General features: G+C 35.9%; 12 protein-coding genes and 1 pseudogene. 8 read left to right on the plus strand and 5 right to left on the minus strand.

All coding sequences use genetic code 11. From position 1 onward, the window contains the following. Positions 1-283: pseudogene (locus F6K18_RS21235) on the minus strand (RNA-guided endonuclease TnpB family protein); the annotation flags it as partial. A gap of 177 nt (positions 284-460) precedes the next feature. On the opposite strand from F6K18_RS21235, the gene fdhD reads away from it, so the two are divergent. After that, positions 461-1,318: a formate dehydrogenase accessory sulfurtransferase FdhD gene (gene fdhD / locus F6K18_RS21240; protein WP_287523765.1), complete on the plus strand. Its 858-nt coding sequence runs from the start codon at positions 461-463 to the stop codon at positions 1,316-1,318. A 245-nt stretch (positions 1,319-1,563) separates the two neighbouring features. After that, the gene (locus F6K18_RS21245) at positions 1,564-1,695 is read left to right on the plus strand and encodes a hypothetical protein (protein WP_287284703.1); all 132 of its coding nucleotides are present in this window, start codon (positions 1,564-1,566) and stop codon (positions 1,693-1,695) included. A 229-nt stretch (positions 1,696-1,924) separates the two neighbouring features. Here F6K18_RS21245 and F6K18_RS21250 read toward each other — a convergent pair whose 3' ends face one another. Then, positions 1,925-3,202, minus strand: a complete 1,278-nt coding sequence (locus tag F6K18_RS21250) for a DNA/RNA non-specific endonuclease (protein WP_287523767.1) — start codon at positions 3,200-3,202, stop codon at positions 1,925-1,927. A gap of 1,068 nt (positions 3,203-4,270) precedes the next feature. Further along, a complete protein-coding gene (locus F6K18_RS21255; RefSeq protein WP_287523770.1) occupies positions 4,271-5,689 on the minus strand; it encodes a BCD family MFS transporter in 1,419 nt (472 codons plus the stop codon). A gap of 936 nt (positions 5,690-6,625) precedes the next feature. Here F6K18_RS21255 and F6K18_RS21260 point away from each other — a divergent pair. From F6K18_RS21260 to F6K18_RS21270, 3 genes are all read left to right on the plus strand, one after another. After that, positions 6,626-7,570 (plus strand): aldo/keto reductase, encoded by a 945-nt coding sequence (locus tag F6K18_RS21260; RefSeq protein WP_287523771.1) that lies wholly within the window; start codon positions 6,626-6,628, stop codon positions 7,568-7,570. A 1,683-nt stretch (positions 7,571-9,253) separates the two neighbouring features. Next, the gene (locus F6K18_RS21265) at positions 9,254-10,033 is read left to right on the plus strand and encodes a hypothetical protein (RefSeq protein WP_287523773.1); all 780 of its coding nucleotides are present in this window, start codon (positions 9,254-9,256) and stop codon (positions 10,031-10,033) included. A 105-nt stretch (positions 10,034-10,138) separates the two neighbouring features. Next, positions 10,139-10,978, plus strand: a complete 840-nt coding sequence (locus F6K18_RS21270; RefSeq protein WP_287523776.1) for a DUF1822 family protein — start codon at positions 10,139-10,141, stop codon at positions 10,976-10,978. Positions 10,979-11,409: 431 nt separating this feature from the next. Here the strand turns inward: F6K18_RS21270 and glmS are convergent, their stop codons facing one another. After that, the gene (glmS, locus tag F6K18_RS21275; RefSeq protein ID WP_287523778.1) at positions 11,410-13,293 is read right to left on the minus strand and encodes a glutamine--fructose-6-phosphate transaminase (isomerizing); all 1,884 of its coding nucleotides are present in this window, start codon (positions 13,291-13,293) and stop codon (positions 11,410-11,412) included. A gap of 345 nt (positions 13,294-13,638) precedes the next feature. Here glmS and F6K18_RS21280 point away from each other — a divergent pair, with 345 nt between their 5' ends. The 3 genes from F6K18_RS21280 to F6K18_RS21290 all read left to right on the plus strand — a co-directional run bounded on the left by F6K18_RS21280 (position 13,639) and on the right by F6K18_RS21290 (position 16,621). After that, the gene (locus F6K18_RS21280) at positions 13,639-13,932 is read left to right on the plus strand and encodes a hypothetical protein (RefSeq protein ID WP_287523779.1); all 294 of its coding nucleotides are present in this window, start codon (positions 13,639-13,641) and stop codon (positions 13,930-13,932) included. Positions 13,933-14,519: 587 nt separating this feature from the next. Next, positions 14,520-15,206 carry a 2OG-Fe(II) oxygenase gene (locus F6K18_RS21285; protein ID WP_287523781.1) on the plus strand — a complete coding sequence of 229 codons (687 nt, stop codon included), beginning with the start codon at positions 14,520-14,522 and terminating at the stop codon, positions 15,204-15,206. 734 nt (positions 15,207-15,940) lie between these two features. Then, a complete protein-coding gene (locus F6K18_RS21290) occupies positions 15,941-16,621 on the plus strand; it encodes a 2OG-Fe(II) oxygenase (RefSeq protein ID WP_287523783.1) in 681 nt (226 codons plus the stop codon). Positions 16,622-17,289: 668 nt separating this feature from the next. Here the strand turns inward: F6K18_RS21290 and F6K18_RS21295 are convergent. Further along, complete coding sequence (locus tag F6K18_RS21295) at positions 17,290-18,729, minus strand: MATE family efflux transporter (protein WP_287523785.1); 1,440 nt, start codon at positions 18,727-18,729, stop codon at positions 17,290-17,292. Between the last annotated feature and the right edge of the window lie 18 nt (positions 18,730-18,747).

Genomic DNA, 18,747 nt, shown 5'->3' on the forward strand with positions numbered 1-18,747 from the left:
CTGAACTATAGGCTTTTATTAGACCATAATAAGAGCGAAATGATTCAGCTACAGTTCTCAATATTTGTTGTGCTGCTTGAGAATGTAAAACTTTGTAATGATAGTTCTTTTTGTAGACCTTTTCCAAGTCAAACTTGCCGAGAGTTTTGTGAGACTTAAAAAATAATTGCCGACCATAATATATTCCCATGTTAGTGAGCTTGTGAGACTGTTCACACAAGAATGTTAAAATAGCAATTAATTCGGGATTTTTACCTACTAAAACTTGCTGACAAGAGTACATTTGAAATGGTGGTTGGAAAATTTATTGTGAGTAATAATAACACAACACTACTTTAGTTGTCTAGTCTAAACGACTGAAAAAGACTTTTTCAGCAAACCCTACTTAATTAAGGGGAGTCAATCTAATCTCAATTATTTCTCAATCCAGACTCCTGATACTTACTTTCCTTCTTGAAATATGAACAATTCTCCTCGTAGTAAAACTAAAGTACAAATTTTAGTCGTAGAAAATCAAATTTCTTTCACTCGTTACGACCAATTAGTAACAGAAGAACCTTTAGAAATTCGTCTGACTTTTCCGAAACAAACTATAGCAGTTACGATGCGGACTCCAGGAAATGATTTTGATTTAGCAGCAGGATTTCTCTATAGTGAAGGAATTATCAAAAATCGTGAAGATATTGAAAAAATTAGTTATTGTGTAGACCCAGAAATTGATGGGGAACAACTCCAAAATATTGTTAATGTCACTCTTAAGTCTGAATTAAAACCAAACTTAAAAACCTTAGAAAGACATTTTTTTTCCTCTAGTGCTTGTGGAATTTGTGGTAAAGCAAGTATAGAATCTCTGCATATTAAAGGTTTTTCAGCTATTCCTTTAAAATCTGAAGTTCCAGGGGAAGTTATTTATAGTTTGCCTGAGAAATTAAGTAATGCTCAAAGGGTGTTTAAATCTACTGGTGGTTTACACGCTGCTGCTTTATTTGATACTCAAGGAGAATTGTTGAAATTGCGAGAAGATGTGGGTAGACACAATGCTTTAGATAAGTTGATAGGGTCGGAATTTTTAGCAGATATATTACCTTTAAATAATCATATTGTTATGGTGAGTGGGCGGTCGAGTTTTGAGATTATACAAAAATGTATAACTGTAGGTGTGCCGATAGTTTGTGCTGTTTCTGCGCCTAGTAGTTTAGCGGTAGAAATAGCTAGGGAATTTAATATTACTTTAGTCGGATTTTTGCGGGGAAAAAAGTTTAATATTTATTCTGGTGTGGAAAGAATTAAAGTCGGTCAAAAAATGGATTATCCCTAAATTTATCCCCAAGAAGTAACCAGCAATAACTAGGAACTCAGGAGGAAAATATTATGGACGTTCGGGATGAGTTGAGAAATTTTCATCCCTGTATTTTGATTTCTTCTTCAAAACTGAGCTTTTGCCACCTATCCCCTACTAGGAAAAGAAGTAAAAGTAGAATATTTGAACGACGACAGATTATTGTTGAGTTTTAGACAAAATCCATGATCTTGGATTAAATCAAAGATATTAAGGAGTAGTATATGGGTGAAATTATTGAAGTATTTGACGGACAAGAAATTGCTATATCTGATTATGGAATGTGGAATGCAACATCTATAGCAATCCTATTTTATTCGTGTCAAAAATCTTACTGCTTTTTAGGGAACACTTAACTGGGAACAGGGAACAGGGAACAGATAAGAGTTTCAGTTTTTTGATTTACTTTTTGATTTGTCACGACCTATTTAGGATTGCTATATAGCAATGAGCGCTGGTATATTTGCAAATTGCAGGAGGGGCAAAATAGCTAAAAGTCTTATATTATCAGCAATTTATTTCCCCAGATGAGCTGTTGCCTGTTGCCTGTTGCCTACGCACAGCGCTATATGTGTAAAAAGAAAGTTAAGATTTGTTTTTTCTTTGATAGGAAAACACAATTGGCACCCCCTCTACACTAGCTTGTTTTTGACTATAATAAACTCGGTCAATGCGCAAACCTCTTTCGCTTCCTTCCATTGGTTGATAAAGAGCAATCGTACTTCCTTTATTAGAAAGCGCCAACGGATTTAAAGGTTTAATTTGCCTCGCTTCTCCCGGTTTTAGTATCCGTTGCTCTCCTGTCAAAACTGTATCCAACTCAAGAGGAACCCGCTTCATATCTGATAGTGTCCAACCTGTTAAATCAATTTCATCTGGGGACAGATTGATAACGGAAACCCATTCATTTTGACGTTCGTCTCCTTTTGGATTCACCATCGCAGCAGCAATATAAACTGGTAATTCTTCACCGATATCTTGTCGTTTTGTCTCCTGAGAAATCATTTCTTCTGGTTCATCTACAAGGATACGCTCCGGAAAACTATCTATATGTAATTTCTCTTTTGCTCCCTCATTTTCATTAAACAGGAGAGGATTTTTTTCATAGATTTTGTCGTCAAAAAATAATCCTGTTAACTCTTCAATCTCTGATACCGTGACTTGATAGCGTTGAAAGTCAAAAAGCTCTTTTCCTCGTTTATCTCTCAGAGCATCTGCATCTTGCCACATGATAAATGCTCGCACATCTAATTCCTGTGTTTGTCCGTTAATGAAACATACAATTTTGAAAAATCCAGAAGGGACTACCGCAGGTTGACGACCAGAAGGAGTAATTGTTCTACCAAAATCGCCGTAAATGGGACCAGTAAATTCTGTGATTAAACCGTTCTGATCGAGAGTCAAATTCCTGACCCAATCCTCTAAAGCTAGCCATTCATCTTGATTGAAATTCTCATGTTGCAATGCAGCATTGGTAAAGAAAAAAGTTGCATCAGAAGCTCTTCTTGCCTCCTGTTTGGAATTACCCCAAGCAGCGCTCGCTCTTCTCGCTAAATGTCCTCTATCCCAATAGTTGTTAGCATAATAATCGTTGTCTAATTGATACTCAAAACCTACACGAGTATCAATATCCCATCCACGCTTCCGTTGCACTTTTTTGAGCAGATTTTGGTCAATATTGAGAGCTGTTACGAGTGGCGAACGTCGCACGCGATTCATAATGATAGTAAAGTTAATATAATCTACATATATATCGTCTCGCAGCTCTGGTTTTCTCAAAACGTTACCAACTAGATTTGGGGAAAAACTAGGCATTGGTAACGGAAAGTCTGTACCTAAGAATTCAGGGTTATAACCAACCATTCGTATTACTCCTTTTTTCATTCTATAAATTGATTATATCAAGTTGCGAGGCTAGAGAAGCTTTAAGAAATCAGACATATCTAGATTATGGTTAATCAGGATTACTTGAGTAATTTTTATCGGTCAATTTATCTGTAATAACTAACAAGTCATAAGTAGGGAGTAAGAAAATAAAAGATGATAGGGATAATGAAAAAATGTCACTCTTGTTAATCAAACCCCAATCTAATTTCTCCCTAGACTCCTGTATTTTGACTTCTTGTTCAAAACTGAGTTTTTACCACCTATCCCCAAATAATTTCTTGACCTACAACCTAACATCTAGATTGTGGTTAATCAGAATTACTTGAGGAAATTTCATCGGTCAATTTATTTGTAAGAAGTAGGGAGTAAGAAAATAAAAGATGATAGGGATAATTAAAAATTGCCACTCTTGTTAATCAAACCCCAACCTAATTTCTCCCTAGACTCCTGTATTTTGACTTCTTGTTCAAAACTGAGTTTTTACCACCTATCCCCAAATAATTTCTTGACCTACAACCTCATACCTAAATTCTGGTTAATCAGGATACTTGAGGAAATTTCATCGGTCAATTTATTTGTAAGAAGTAGGAAGTAAGAAAATAAAAGATGATAGGGATAATTAAAAATTGCCACTCTTGTTAATCAAACCCCAACCTAATTTCTCTCCAGACTCCTGTATTTTGACTTCTTGTTCAAAACTGAGTTTTTGCCACCTATCCCCAAATAATTTCTTGACCTACAACCTAACATCTAGATTGTGGTTAATCAGAATTACTTGAGGAAATTTCATCGGTCAATTTATTTGTAAGAAGTAGGGAGTAAGAAAATAAAAAATGATAGAGATATAGAAAAAATGATGGAGATACGGAAAAATTGCGACTCTTCTTAATTAAACCCCAACCTAATTTCTCTCCATAATCCTGTATACTGAATTCTTCTTCAAACCTCCTCGCTCATTCCTATTTCTCCTGTCTCCTACTCCTAACTAAAAGACTTTTTCAGCAAACCCTAATTATTAATTATTAATAATTAATAATTAATTAATTAATCCAATTCTCCTTCTAAAATAGTAGCGATCGCTTGTTTTGAATTATCTTGAAATTCTCGTACATTGACTCGATTTAACAGAAAAATCGATAGTATCATTCCTATTCCTGCCATGAGAAAAACTAAGCCATAAGCAAGCATTGGAATATTAAAGAAAAGTCTACCTAAATCTAAAGTCGCACCACCAATAACTGTAGATAATCCTCTTGCCATTGCTTGAGCTAATCCCCAGGCACCAATAAAAGTTCCTGCTGTTTCTGCTACGGTTAAATCTAACATTAAACTTAGAGAAGCAGTAGTAGTTAAACCAGCAGCTAAACCATATAAAAATAAAGCTCCCTTAAATAAAGAAGGGTTGCCAGTCAACCCCGACATAACTATCAAGATAAAACTAATTGTTGTGGCTACACATCCCACTTTTAGAGAATTTTTCTTACCCAATCTTGGTACTACTAAAAATCCTGTTGTACCTAATCCGATTAAAGTTCCCATACCTGATACAGCATTCAATCTTGTAGTTTCAGAAATTGCCATAGAAAATATCTCTCCACCATAGGGTTCTAAAACCGCATCCTGCATAAATAAACTAATAACTAGTACAAATACAAATGTAAAAAATAAACCTGTTTGACGACTAGCTCTTAGAACTTTTAAAGTTGTTCTTAGAGTAACTTTATCTTCCCGATTAGCAATAGTTGAACGACTGCGATAACGAGAGTGTTTTTGTTCAACTCCCACTGTGGCAATAAAAGCAAAAATTAACACAATTGCCGGCACTTTAATAAACAAACTATTAACAGATGCCTTAACAGTTTCTAATGGTGCCCCCACACCAACTTGTTTAAGTAAAATACTACTGGTAATTGCTCCAATAATAATTCCTACCATCAACATCGACCAAACTATACCGACAACTTTAGAACGATTATCTTCATCAGAAATATCTACTAATAATGCAGCAAAAGGTGTAGAACTTGCACTTAAAGCCAAACCATAAATTATAAACATTAAACCCAACATTCCTATCCAAAAAAATGTGGGATTCGTCCAACCATTCACTTGTAAACTATCACCAACCTGCCACATAACTTGTACAGCAATAAAAGCAGTTAAAGTAAACAAAACTGCCCCTATCCACATATAACCTGTACGGTGTTGACCAAACAAAGGTTTAACATCAGACATTTGACCAAACCAAACTCTTGCTGGTGCCATAAATTGATATAATGACAAAGTAAATGCTACGATTGTGGCAGGAATTGTTAATTCAGTAATCATCACTCGGTTCAAAACTCCAAGTGTTAAAACTGACATTGTTCCTAACCCCATTTGATATAAACCTAATCTAAAAAATAGAAAGTTTTCTTGGATTAATTTGATAAATTTGAGTGGGCTGGAAGAATCTTTTATTGTCATAACTATATTATTATTAAGTATTGAATAAGGAGTAAATTCAGTTATAGCAGGGAACAGGGAACAGGGAACAGTTGCAAAAGCTTTTCTCTGTCTGAGATTCATCATCAATCTATGTCCTAACCAACTCCTTTCTTGCTATAACTGATATAGTAATCCTATTTCAGTTGCGGGTAAAAAAATCTTTGAATTTAGGGAACAGGGAACAGGAAATAGGGGTAAAAGTTTCAGACTTTTTATATATCCTTACATTTTTTACAAATAGACATCTCTAATAATAAAAAATCAAATCAATTATCGTACATAAATTATCAATTATTTCTCCCTACTCCCTACTCCCTCTTTTGGAGGAGATGTCTAATGATTTATGATTGCTATAGCCTCCTTTTTTAGTACCTCCTATCATAGGGAGGCGAGAAGATGCAAAATTTTCTGTTTTATCCTCTTAAAAAGGGAGGTTTGAAACCTGATTTTTTGGGTCAGTTGCCACAAACTAGGTAAGCATTTCCTGCGGAATACTGCGCAAACAGCTATTAGTTGTAACCTCTGAGCAAAAGCAGAGGATTTTAATGGATATAGACTGTTTTAGCCAGCTTTTATAGTAAGTATAAATTCTGACTCAATTAGTAAAGCTTTTATCTAAAACTAAAAGCAATAGCTGATGGCTGATAGCTGATGGCTGAATGCTTACCAAACTAGAAGACAAAATAATTATTCTGGGATTGTTTGCTATGAACTAATTGAAAACTATCAATTTTATAACTTAATGGCTTTTAAACCCTGTTATTCATACATAAGCATTACTGAATTTTATTTTCAATTCTGAAGACTGACAACTGAATTATTTTTTGGTACATTAACATCTATCTAGATTAAAACTTAACTAAAAATTGTTAGTCTGGCTTTGAGCATTATACACTAATTAGGATTTTTTTGAACATGGCAACAACTACTTTAGGTAAAACAGGAATAACTGTTAATCCCATTTGTATTGGCACTTGGGCATGGGGGGATAAATTTTTTTGGAATTATGGCAGTAATTATGGAGCTAATGAAGTAGAAGCTGCTTTTCAAACTTCCTTAGAAGCAGGGATAAATTTCTTTGATACTGCTGAAGTTTATGGCAATGGTTTATCAGAAGAATTGCTGGGAAAATTTATGCAAAAAACTGAACAAACTGTGCAAATTGCGACTAAATATGGTCCTGTTCCTTGGCGTTTTTTTCCAGAGTCTGTTGCTGATGCTGTTACTGCTAGTTTGAAACGATTAATGTTGCCGAAAGTTACTCTTTATCAAGTACATTGGCCCTTTACTTTTTTTATGAGTCAGGAAACTTTATTAAATGCTTTGGCTGATGAAGTAAAACAGGGTAGAGTTGAAGCGGTTGGTGTTAGTAATTATTCGGCGGAAGAGATGCGTCAAGCTCATGCAATTCTGGAAAAACGAGGGGTAATTTTAGCAACTAATCAGGTGAGATATTCTCTGCTTTCTCGACAAATTGAAGCTAAAGGAATTTTGGATACTGCTAAAGAATTAGGGGTGACAATTTTAGCTTATAGTCCTTTGGCTCAAGGTTTATTAACTGGGAAATATACTGTGGAAAAACCGCCGACTGGTGCTCGTCAATTTGACTCTCGTTTTCAAAGAAAGGGTTTGGAAAAAATTACTCCTGTGATGTCTTTGTTAAAACAAATTGGTGAAAAATATGACAAAACTCTGGCTCAGGTTGCCCTGAATTGGTTGGTTTTTCAAGATAGTGTGATTCCTATTGCTGGTTGTAAAAATTCTGAACAAGTTCGACAAAATGTAGGAGCTATTGGTTGGGAGATGAGTCAAGAAGAATTTAATCAGTTAGAAGAAATTACTCGTCCTTGGTTGAAATAATAGGAAAGGGAAGGTTGAAAGCTTGAAATTTTGCTTTTGTCTTTCCTAATAACTACAACGTTGGAGTTAATTTAATTATTTATTAGTTGAGGAGGGATGGCGATAACCTTCCGTTAAGCGTACGCAATCGCTCTTTTTGTCTAAAAGTATCTTTTTTTGTGTTAAATAAAAAGTCATGTCTTGAGGTTAACGACAACCATTATATTTACACTATCACGGTTTTTTCCGAATGCAACCTACCTTACTTTCTCGATTTTTTTGAGCTTCATAAAATGACTAAACTTTCACTTACTACTCTCAGCGATCACCTCCAGTTCAGCGTATGCTATCGCACAATATTTCTCATAGCTGAAGAAATGTTTTTTGGTTGAATAAAAAGTCATGCGTAGGTACGAACAACCCCTAATGTATCTATAGTATCACGATTTTTTTGGGAAGAGAAGGCGATCGCTCTTTTACCTAGGAGTTTTTTTTGAGCTTCACAAAATGACTAAACTTTCACTTACTACTCTCAGCGATCGCTCTTTTTGTCTAAAAGTCTCTTTTTTTTGCGTTGAATAAAAAGTCAGGTGTAGGGTCGAACAAACCCTAGTATATTTATACTTTCACGTTTTTTTTCCCGGATGCAACCTATCTGAACTCTCTTGATTTTTTTTAAGCTCCACAAAATGAAAATTTAGGTGATTTAAAGGTGTGGGATGGAGAGATGGGAAAATGGGGAAATTTTCAGATATATAAATACTCATTGAGAGCTAGGGGTGGGGTTGGTAAATCTAAATAGGTTAATTTCTCACTCACTAACTGAAGAAATCTCATCATATATCCCACATTCGGAACTTCAAGAGCGTATCATTAAAAGTAGTATATGAATCTGTAGCTTGGTAGGTATTTATACTATGCAAATCATCTCAATACTTTTTTCGTTCATCGATCTTCCTAGTAAAAAATTTACGCATAAATACTTGCTCTGATGATGACTCAATCACGGCAACTATAATTTTCTTCTAAAATTCTGTCTCCAGTATAGCTGTCTCCTGACTCCTTCTTCGGTTGCTACATTTTGTGGTGCGGAATGTGGGATATATAGCAATGTGCGCTGGCATATTTACAAATCACAGGAGGTGTCCAATAGCTAAAATCTTATATTATCAGCTTTTTATTTCCCCTTCCGGAGCTGTTGCCTATTGTCTGTTGCCTGCGCACAGCGCTATAGCAAAAAATGAGTTGGTGTTTGACATAGATTGATAATTAATCAAATACAGTCCTATTTTTTTGCCACTTTTCCCGAAAAATAGTGCGCTACCAAGTGTGTCTGCTGCCGACGCGGGGTCGCACCGCTGTTCCCTATTCAACTAATATCAACAAAAAAAATTTGAATAACCGCATAATTTCCTTCCCTTCAAATAGTTAAGTCACTAGAACAAATAAATTAGGAGTAAAGCTAGAAATGACTCAACAATCTTTTGAAAATTTGGTCATAAATAATAGCCTAAAAGCTGGCGGGAATATTGCTAAATTACAGAGATTTCCATAGAACGTCCCTGAAATATGAGCTACGAAATTTGAGATTTTTCCAAAACTGCGTTTTTTGGCATCGAATCACAGAAGTAATTACTAAAGGCACACAAGATAATTTATGTGGCCTAATTTTTGCTTTTTTTATCCTTAAATTTTAGTATTAATATGATAAAAGCACCATTAAAAAGTCAACAGCAACAGGCAATGAATCGAAAACCGGAAGACTTGATTCAGTTATTTAAGGATTTCCTTAGTGATGAATCTGATACTCGTAATAAAGCCAGAAATAAGTTGTCAACATGGCTCTGGCAACATCCGAAAATTGGTCTGGTAGTTAAGAAGAGTTTTTCTCAGACTAATTTTGATGACTCAAATGAGTTTTATGATAATTCTCTACAGGAAACATTCTTAAAGTTTGACAAAATTCTTACAAATTTTTGTAAGAGAAATCAAATTACTCTCGATCAACTAGATAATATTTCTGATGATCAGCTTGGTAATCTCTTCATTTGTTACTTTAATCGTTCTCACTACAATACAGCTTGCAATTTATATCGTCAATGGCAAAGCAAAAGTCAAGTTGATGGGCAGATTATTGTCAGTTTAGACCAACGGAAAAATGATGTTGATGGTCAAGAATATTCAACGGTGGGTGAGAAGATAAAAGACCATAAGAACTTAAACGATTTAGATAATTTTAACCTAGGCGATCTTTCTCAGGAAACTATAGATAAGTTACCTATTTTTGGTGGTTCTATAGATAAGTTACGCAACTGTACTAAAAAAGTTGACTGCTGGGAATTTTTACTGCTGAAATGTCAAGGTTATACAGAGACAGAAATTGCTAATAAAATAGGTGTTAATCAATCTACTGTTAATCGAAATTGGAAGAATAAATGCCTTAAATGTATAGAGCAAATTATTGCAGAAAATAATGCTGAATAAGTGAATCAGCAATCAGGCTTAATATTCCACTCTATAGTTCTATGGAACCTCCCTATCTATACCTTTTTTGAATGAATTATCAATCTATAATTATTAACTTCAACTATGAATAGTCTCACCAAATCCTTGATTTTTAGAATTCCGTTATCTCCAGAAAGTCATGCTATAGCTGAACAATTTGCTCAACAACAAATTTCTCAAAAACGGGCAAAAGAAGTTTATCTAAATACTCTGGCAGTATATATCGGGCGAGATTTTCTCAATGGCTTAGATTTTGACACAAACTTAGAAAATGCTGACTGTTTTAATCCTCTTTGGCGGATAGCTGAGGATGTGGCTGATGTAATTATTCCCGATTTGGGAGTAATAGAATTTCGGCGCGTTTTACCAGGAGAAATAAGTTTTTTAATTCCTGAATTTGTCAGAGAAAATCGACTGGTTTATGTGGCAGTTGGCTTTGATGAATCTTTGGATTTTGGAGATATTTTAGGATTTATTTGTTTGAGCGATTTAACTGAATCTGATGGCTATATTTCTCTGGAAATGTTACAACCTGCTGAAAACTTATTGGATTATTTAATGCAGTTAGAAGCGGGTAGGGATTTTTTGCTTAGTGATGACCCCTTAGCTGTAGAATTTCGTAATGTTGTGGAGGTAGAAACCCAGGAAAAATCTTTGGGTTTGATGGCAGCAGCATTGGAGGCAATTTATCGTCAATCTCCTGATGATGGGGGTAACTGGCGCGGTAAAGGGGGAAAGGTATTGGCGGGTGAGTTGCCCGCAGTCGGTAAAGTTATGGAAGAAAGAATGGCTGTTGCTACCAGAGATAGAGATGAGGTAGGAGAACCTGTGACAGAAATTAAGTCTGTGCCGCGTACTACTCAAAAGTTAGCTAAACAACTTTTGGCTAAACTGAAAGAGATTTGGCAGGTGGAAACAACCTAACCCCCCGAACCCCTTCTCTGCAAGGGAAGGCAAGGGGAATACCTCTATCCCCTCTCCTTGCAGGAGAGGGGTTGGGGTATTGTTCTCTGATATCGGTTACGATATCTGACCAATGTATATAAAATGTTTGTTTCTCTCGATCTGATAGTAAGTGATGTTCTCGACCTGTTTTCCACCCTAGTATTCTATGGGAACGACCCTGAGAAGGAAAGTCGTGAATCTGAATCCAAGGAACGTAGTTTTTTCCTTTTCCTTGAGCGCGACCTTCTTTGAGGAATCGTTCAAATTTAGCTTGTGTCCACTCTCACTTACTTCTACCCATATAATTTGTGTCATAGTGACACTTTTGAGTTATGATAATGATACAACTTTATTGTAAATTATACAACTTTATTATTTCACCACAACACTCCCATACCGCAGATTCGATATTACTCCACTGTCACCGACTTCGCTAAATTTCGCGGCTGATCGACATCCAAACCACGATGAGCAGCAATATGATAAGCTAACAACTGCAAAGGAATAACCGTCAACATTGGAGACAACAACTCATCCACAGCAGGCACTGCCAACACATGATAAAACACATCCGCCTCCGTACTTTCAGGAGTCACCCCAATTAACTGTGCATCCCTCGCTTTAGCCTCCTGAGCATTAGAAAGTACCTTTTCATATACTAAACCAGGCATAGCGATCGCAACTACAGGCACTTTATCATCCAACAAAGCGATCGGACCATGTTTCATTTCACCAGCGGGATATCCTTCAGCGTGAATATAACTAATTTCTTTCAGTTTGAGAGCGCCTTCTAAAGCAATTGGAAAATTAATTCCTCGACCCACAAAGATAAAATCTTGAGTATCATTAAACTGGTGAGCAAAATCTTCTATTTGGCTATCTTGAGCTTCTAATATCTGTTCCATCTGTGCAGGTATCTGTCGCAAACCATTAACAATTCCTGCAATTTCTTCACCAGATAAATATTGTTTTTGCCAGCCTAATTCTAGAGCTAATAAATAAAACGCCATTACCTGTGCCACAAATGTTTTAGTAGCAGCTACACCAATTTCAAGACCTCCCCGAATATCAATAATTTGGTGAACTAAGTTAGCAATAGAACTTTCGCTGCGATTAGTAATTCCTAGCAACCTTGATGAAAATTCGGCTGGTTTATCTAAACGTCGTTGTTGTTCCATTGACAAAGCTGCCAAAGTATCTGCTGTTTCTCCAGATTGAGTAACACCAATTGTTAGAGTATTTTTTTTCAGAGGAGAAGGTGCATAACGAGCTTCAGAAGCATAATTAACTGTAGTTGAAATTCCTGCTAATTGTTCTAATAAATATTTCCCAATTAAACTAGCGTGCCAACTCGTACCACAGGCAAATATTTCAACTTGTTCTAAGTCTTGATATAGAGCAGGGGATAATTCTAAATTAGTCGGAGAAACACGATCGTTATTAATATCCCAATCGCTATTAATATAAGTTTCTAAACAACCCCGGATAACATTTGGTTGCTCGTGAATTTCCTTGAGCATAAAATGTTTAAAAATATTTTTCTCAACTAAAATCGGACTCCAGTTAAGAATACGGGGTATTTTATTCAAGCGCTCGCCTGCAAAATTATAAATTTCTACCCCTAGAGGTGTTAAACGAGCTATTTCACCATTTTCTAAACTGACAACAACTTGAGTATGGGATACAAGAGCAGGAGTATCAGAAGCACAGAAAAATTCTCCTTGTCCTAAACCAATAGATAGAGGTGCTTGCTGTCTAGCAACAATAAGTTCGTTGGGATAGTCTGCACAAACAACAGCGATCGCAAATGCTCCATCCAGTTTATTCACAGTCTGACGTACCGCTTCTAAAAATGCTTCCCTGTTGCTTTCAGTAAAATTAGATAAAAATTCTGCGATCGAGTGGGGGATAACTTCCGTATCAGTATCAGAAATAAATTTATGTCCCCGACCTTCTAATTCTCTGCGTAATTCCCGGTAATTTTCAATAATCCCATTTTGAACTACTGCCACTCGTCCAGTATCGTCAGTATGAGGATGAGCATTATATTCTTCCGGTTTGCCATGAGTTGCCCAACGAGTATGACCAATACCAATATTAGCTGGCATTTCTATTCCGGCCAATTTTTCCCGCAGGTTGTGTAGTTTACCCTTAGACCGAATAGATTTAATTTGCCCCTCCGAAACAGTGGCCAGTCCGGCAGAATCATAACCCCGATATTCTAGTTTTTCTAGTCCTGATAGTAAAATTTCTGTAGCTGACTGCGTACCAATATAACCAACAATTCCACACATTTTATTTTTTATTCTGACTAACTTTGACTATATATAATACTTACTCAAAGTTAGTTATCCCGTAGGAGAGTAAGGTTTTTCTTTGCCATAGCAATTGTAGGTTTTGTTAGGACAATTCTCAAGTTCTCCGATCTGAGTAAAGCTGGGGATTATATGATGTCCGCTCTAATACTTATTATTCTGACTCTTGTAACTCGTAAATCTGACTGCTCCCCTACCTTACTCCTTAATATTACTATATTGAAGTTTTATCTTGACAGAAATACAAAATGGGATATAGTTAACGCAAAAATTCTCTAAATCGAATATTCTAAACGGAGTTAAAAAATAGTCCAACTAACAGTTTTGGATAAGCTCACCCCATTTCTAGAGGATGATTTGGAAGTTCCTGGTCCTCCAGGACCTCCTGCTCCAGTAGAAGGTGAATTAAGAATTCCCGGTCCTCCAGGACCTCCCGCACCAGTAGAAGGTGAATTGAGAATTCCCGGTCCTCCAGGACCTCCTGCTCCAGTAGAAGGTGAATTGAGAATTCCCGGTCCTCCAGGACCTCCTGCTCCAGTAGAAGGTGAATTGAGAATTCCCGGTCCTCCAGGACCTCCTGCTCCAGTAGGAAATTACCAATCTGGTGGCGATCGGTAACATTCATCATTTTCAGTTCTTTATCAAAGTGTTGCTGATTTTAAGGATCAATTTGGTAGCTCTAGTAAATTTAAGCAGGTTGCAAATTATGGAATGATACTGCAAAAAATTGCTTCTGAACTTTTCTCCAATCCAAAATCATCTGTTATTGTGCAACACCAATTTAAGATTTATTAAGGCGACCAAATCATATCTATTCTGGACTCAGGAACAGGAAAAAACTGCCTAGTGACTCCTAAGATATAGTTCCCTAATTCAGCAACGCCGGATTTTTGAACTGAAAACATTACCGAATAATTAAAGTATAAAGCCTCTCCTTTAAAAAGGAAAAAAGCGGTCGTTAGCGTAGCTTCCCGAAGGCTGGGATTGCGTTAGCGGAGCGGCTCTGATAAGAGCAGGTTTCCTCGCCATATCCAATGGACCAAGAGAAGAAAAAACTTTCCTTAAGTGTCAATTCTCTTCTTTTCAAGGAGAAGTAATTATTAATTATTAATTGTTGAAATATCTAAGACGTTATAGTTTTAATTTACTAAGTTTAGAGTGTCTTTGCGTAAAACTTGATTGATTAATTTTACAATAAGTAGAAAGTGGCTAATATCAATATACAAAAGACTCAACCGAATATCAAAAATGACCCCGAATCAACTCCTCAAACAGAAATTTTAGAATCTCACTATTTGCTTAAAAAAAATTTCCTCAGCCATTCAGAAAATCAGCAATTATTTAATTATGCGTTGCAAAAAAAATCAGATTTTTTACCTACTGTAGTATCAAATTATTCAACCACAAATAGGTCAAATATTGATGAAAATCAACATTGTCCTTTAGTATTGCAATTTTTCCCTCAATTCGAGGAATTAATTGTTCAAAAAATTCAAGAAATTTTACCAGATGTATTTGCAAAATTAAATATTTCAGAATTTCCAATTGGTAAATTTGAAAATCGGTTAACTGCTTATAACGATCAGAATTTTTATCGAGTTCATATTGATAATAAACATCCTGGAATTGATACGAGAACAGTCACTTATGTTTACTATTGTTATCAAGAACCTAAAGCATTTACAGGTGGGAACTTAAGAATTTACGATAGTAAAATTCAGGGAAAATATTATTCAAAAGCTGATACATTTAAAACCATAGAACCAGAAAACAATAGTATTGTATTTTTTCTCAGTAGTTATCTACACGAAGTTTTGCCAATAAGTTGTCCGTCTCAAGCTTTTGTAGACAGTCGCTTTACTGTTAATGGTTGGATACATTGTACTAATTAGGGTTTGCTGATGGAAGTCTTTTGTTAGGGGTAGGAGACAGGAGACAGGAAACAGGAGAAATGAGAATGATAGAGGAGATAGTAAGAAGAATCGTCCCTTGATTTTTCTGCCCAACTCTTGAGCAAAATCCTAAATTTTTGAACCATTACCACCTAAAACCTCGCACTTTTTGATACTTAAAAAGGCTAAAACTTTTATATGTAAAGACCTTTATATTTAATCAGCAGAGCAATAATTAGTTATGGATAAAAAGTCATTTCAGTTATCAGTTATAAATTAAAAATTAACAGTATATCCTACTGAAAATAGAAGGGTTGAAATACTGAGTTTTCTTTCTCTTGGTCGATTTGATATGGCGAGGAGACCCGTTCTTACAGACCCGCTCCGAAGTACGCCATCCCACCCTACGGGAAGCTCCGAAGAGAGAACTCCGTTCCGCTGTCGCGAACGACCGCTTTTTATTACCTTTAAAGGAGAGACTTGAAACATAATTTTATACTCAAACTTATGAATGCTTTTCGCTAATACCAATTTTATAAAATATTGCTATAGTCACAACAAAGAGAACAGGGAAAAAAAATAATAACAAAGAGGAAAAAAGGTTGAATTTTGAGAATTTATGGAATTTATAACTGTTCGCTGTTCCCTGCTAAAATAAAATAGGCACAAACTCTCTTGAGTCTAGCAATAAAGAAATATCTTTATTGATTTACTAATTTCACAGGAGGTACAAAATGGCTGACATCAATATACAACAAACTCAACCGAATATCAAAATTAACACCGACCCAACTCCTCAAATAGAAATTTTAGAATCTGATTATTTACTGAGAGAAAATTTCCTCAGCCATTCAGAAAATCAACAATTATTGAATTATGTGTTGCCAAAAGAATCAGATTTTGTCCCGGCAGTAGTATCGAATGAGTCAGCCGCAAATAGGTTTAAAAATCAGGAAAATCGACGTGCTTTAGTATTACAATCTTTTGCTAAATTCGAGGAATTAATTGTTCAAAAAATTCAAGAATTTTTGCCATATGTATTCACAAAATTAAATGTTCCGGAATTTTCAATTAGTAAATTTGAAACTCAGTTAACAGCTCATAACGACCGGAACTTCTATAAAACTCATGTTGATAATCTATATCCTGTTGATACAAGAGTTATTACTTATGTTTACTATTTTTATCAAGAACCCAAAGCATTTACAGGTGGAAATTTAAGAATTTACGACAGTAAAATTCAGGGAAAATATTATTCAAAAGCTGATACATTTAAAACCATAGAACCAAAAAACAATAGTATTGTCTTTTTCTTCAGTAGTTATCTACACGAAGTTTTGCCAGTAAGTTGCCCATCTCAAGCTTTTGCAGACAGTCGCTTTACTATTAATGGTTGGATACATCGCAGTAATTAGGGTTTAGGAGTAGGGGAGCAGGGGAGCAGGGGAGCAGGGGAGTAGGGGAGTGGGGGAGTAGAGAGTAGTTAGGAAAAACGAGGAATTAATTAGAAGATAGTCGGATATATTTGTCCCTTGATTTTTCTGCTATCCCCCCTCCCTTTTATATCAAATCCGGTTGAATACTTACTATATAGTTGAGAGTAGGGGAGTAGGAGAGTGGGGGAGTGGGAAAGATTAGATAGACATCTCCAATAATAAAAAATCAAATCAATTATCCCAGAGAAATTATCAATTATTTCCCCCTACTCCCTACTCCCTATGCGTGGAAGAGATGTCTAATATTGAAGTAATTTAAGAAATTATAAACAGATATTATATAACCGGATTCTATGTGCAATTAACCGGATTTGATATTACAGCGCTTTTCAGGTTGATAAACCACATCGTCATAACCAACACTCTGTAAGGGCGAATGGCCATTGGCTAGCGCCAAGCTCCGCTAACGCCCCTACTGTGGTCTACTTTATTCTTTACTTTCTTCTTCTTTATTGCTTCTTTCTTACCTCCTGACTCCTGACTCCTGACTCCTGACTCCTGACTCCTCTGTAATTTATTTATAACTGTTCAACCGGACATTATATAAATTCCCTTTCTGTTGCGGAATGCTCGGCAAACGTGCACATTTACTGCTGACTGCTGATTGCTGATTGCTTATTTAAGAACACCTTAATTCCTAATATTATGGCTCTTGTAGCTATAAACAATAAGAAAGCTAACCACAAAAGAGCAGAAGAATTTAATTGCCAAGGGATAAATGCTACAAGCAAAAATCCAATTAAAGAGCCAGCTCTACTTCTGAGAACAACCAAGCTTTTGTTTAAACCATTGAAATATCCATCCAAAACATGAGCCATAGACATACAAACAAGTAGTGGAAGTAACCAAAAAACCTGATTAATAACAACAGCAATTACTTCAGCATTATTTGTGAATACCCCAAAGAGTTGCTCTGGAAATAAGACAAACATTGAGCCAATAGGTAGTACTAAACTGAACCCAATCAGAAAAGAAAATTTCAGAACAGGGAGTAATTTTTGATTAACTCCAGCACCATAATAATTTCCCACTAAAACTTGCGTTGTTGAAGCTAATCCCCCAAGTATATTAGTTGACATACTAACTATTTGAAACATTAAGCTATTGCTCAGTAAGATCAAAGTGCCAAAACTCGCGCTCAGGTTGATGAAAATCACATAGGTCAATATAGATATAACTGTAGCAATAAAAAAGTTTCCCTTTAGCTGAAAAGTAGTTTTCAGCTCCTGTAGTTGAAATATCTTTTGATATATTTTTGGAATTAACGCCCGAAGGTTTTCCCAAGGCAAGAATATTATTCCTACAACCAAAGTCAGATACTGACTAGCTGCCGTTGCTATCCCGGCACCGAAACTCCCCCATCCCCAATTCACTATCAATAGGTAATCAAAAAATATATTTGTTCCACCTACAACCAATGACATTGCTAAAATTTTATTCCCTTGTTGTTGTGCAACAAACCAACCCATCAGTACCATGTTAATCAAAGTGGGAGGAGCATCCCAAATTCTGCCTTGAAAATATTTTTGACCTAGGATTTTAACTTCTGGAGTGCCAGCGAGCAAGTGAAATCCTATATTCTGTAGCGGGTTTTGCAACAGCAGTATCAGCACTCCTAAAAGTAAAGCTATCAAACAGTTGCGTAGTAAAACCAGCAAAACTTGATGGCGATCGCCACGTCCTGATGCTTGAGCTGTGAGTCCAGTTGTTCCCACATATAGGAAAAGACAACTCCAGTAAAGATAGTTGAAAATTACACTAGCAAGAGAAACTCCTGCTAAGTGATGAATATTAGGCAAATGTCCTAAAAATGTTGTATCTACTAAACCTGCCAGAGGAACTATGATGTCTGAAAGAATATTGACAACAGTGAATCGCAGGAAACGAGGGCGAAAATTTTCTGGTGAGTTTTGCTGGTTGAGATTCTCGTTTCCCATACTCTGGGAGCCTAAATTTGCTCTCTCAAATTCTATTTCCTCAGTGGATAACTGATTTTTTTCTTTGATTCTTTTGCTTGCCTTTTTCAAAATTGTTTCCCTTAGTTA

The organism is Okeania sp. SIO2C2 (assembly GCF_010692625.1).
Taxonomy (GTDB): domain Bacteria; phylum Cyanobacteriota; class Cyanobacteriia; order Cyanobacteriales; family Microcoleaceae; genus Okeania; species Okeania hirsuta.

What these genes read in the sequence shown, in the direction of transcription:
- fdhD (WP_287523765.1), top strand. Translation starts at nt 461, where the DNA reads ATGAACAATTCTCCTCGTAGTAAAACTAAAGTACAAATTTTAGTCGTA.
- F6K18_RS21245 (WP_287284703.1), top strand. Translation starts at nt 1,564, where the DNA reads ATGGGTGAAATTATTGAAGTATTTGACGGACAAGAAATTGCTATATCT.
- F6K18_RS21250 (WP_287523767.1), bottom strand. Translation starts at nt 3,202, where the DNA reads ATGGTTGGTTATAACCCTGAATTCTTAGGTACAGACTTTCCGTTACCA.
- F6K18_RS21255 (WP_287523770.1), bottom strand. Translation starts at nt 5,689, where the DNA reads ATGACAATAAAAGATTCTTCCAGCCCACTCAAATTTATCAAATTAATC.
- F6K18_RS21260 (WP_287523771.1), top strand. Translation starts at nt 6,626, where the DNA reads ATGGCAACAACTACTTTAGGTAAAACAGGAATAACTGTTAATCCCATT.
- F6K18_RS21265 (WP_287523773.1), top strand. Translation starts at nt 9,254, where the DNA reads ATGATAAAAGCACCATTAAAAAGTCAACAGCAACAGGCAATGAATCGA.
- F6K18_RS21270 (WP_287523776.1), top strand. Translation starts at nt 10,139, where the DNA reads ATGAATAGTCTCACCAAATCCTTGATTTTTAGAATTCCGTTATCTCCA.
- glmS (WP_287523778.1), bottom strand. Translation starts at nt 13,293, where the DNA reads ATGTGTGGAATTGTTGGTTATATTGGTACGCAGTCAGCTACAGAAATT.
- F6K18_RS21290 (WP_287523783.1), top strand. Translation starts at nt 15,941, where the DNA reads ATGGCTGACATCAATATACAACAAACTCAACCGAATATCAAAATTAAC.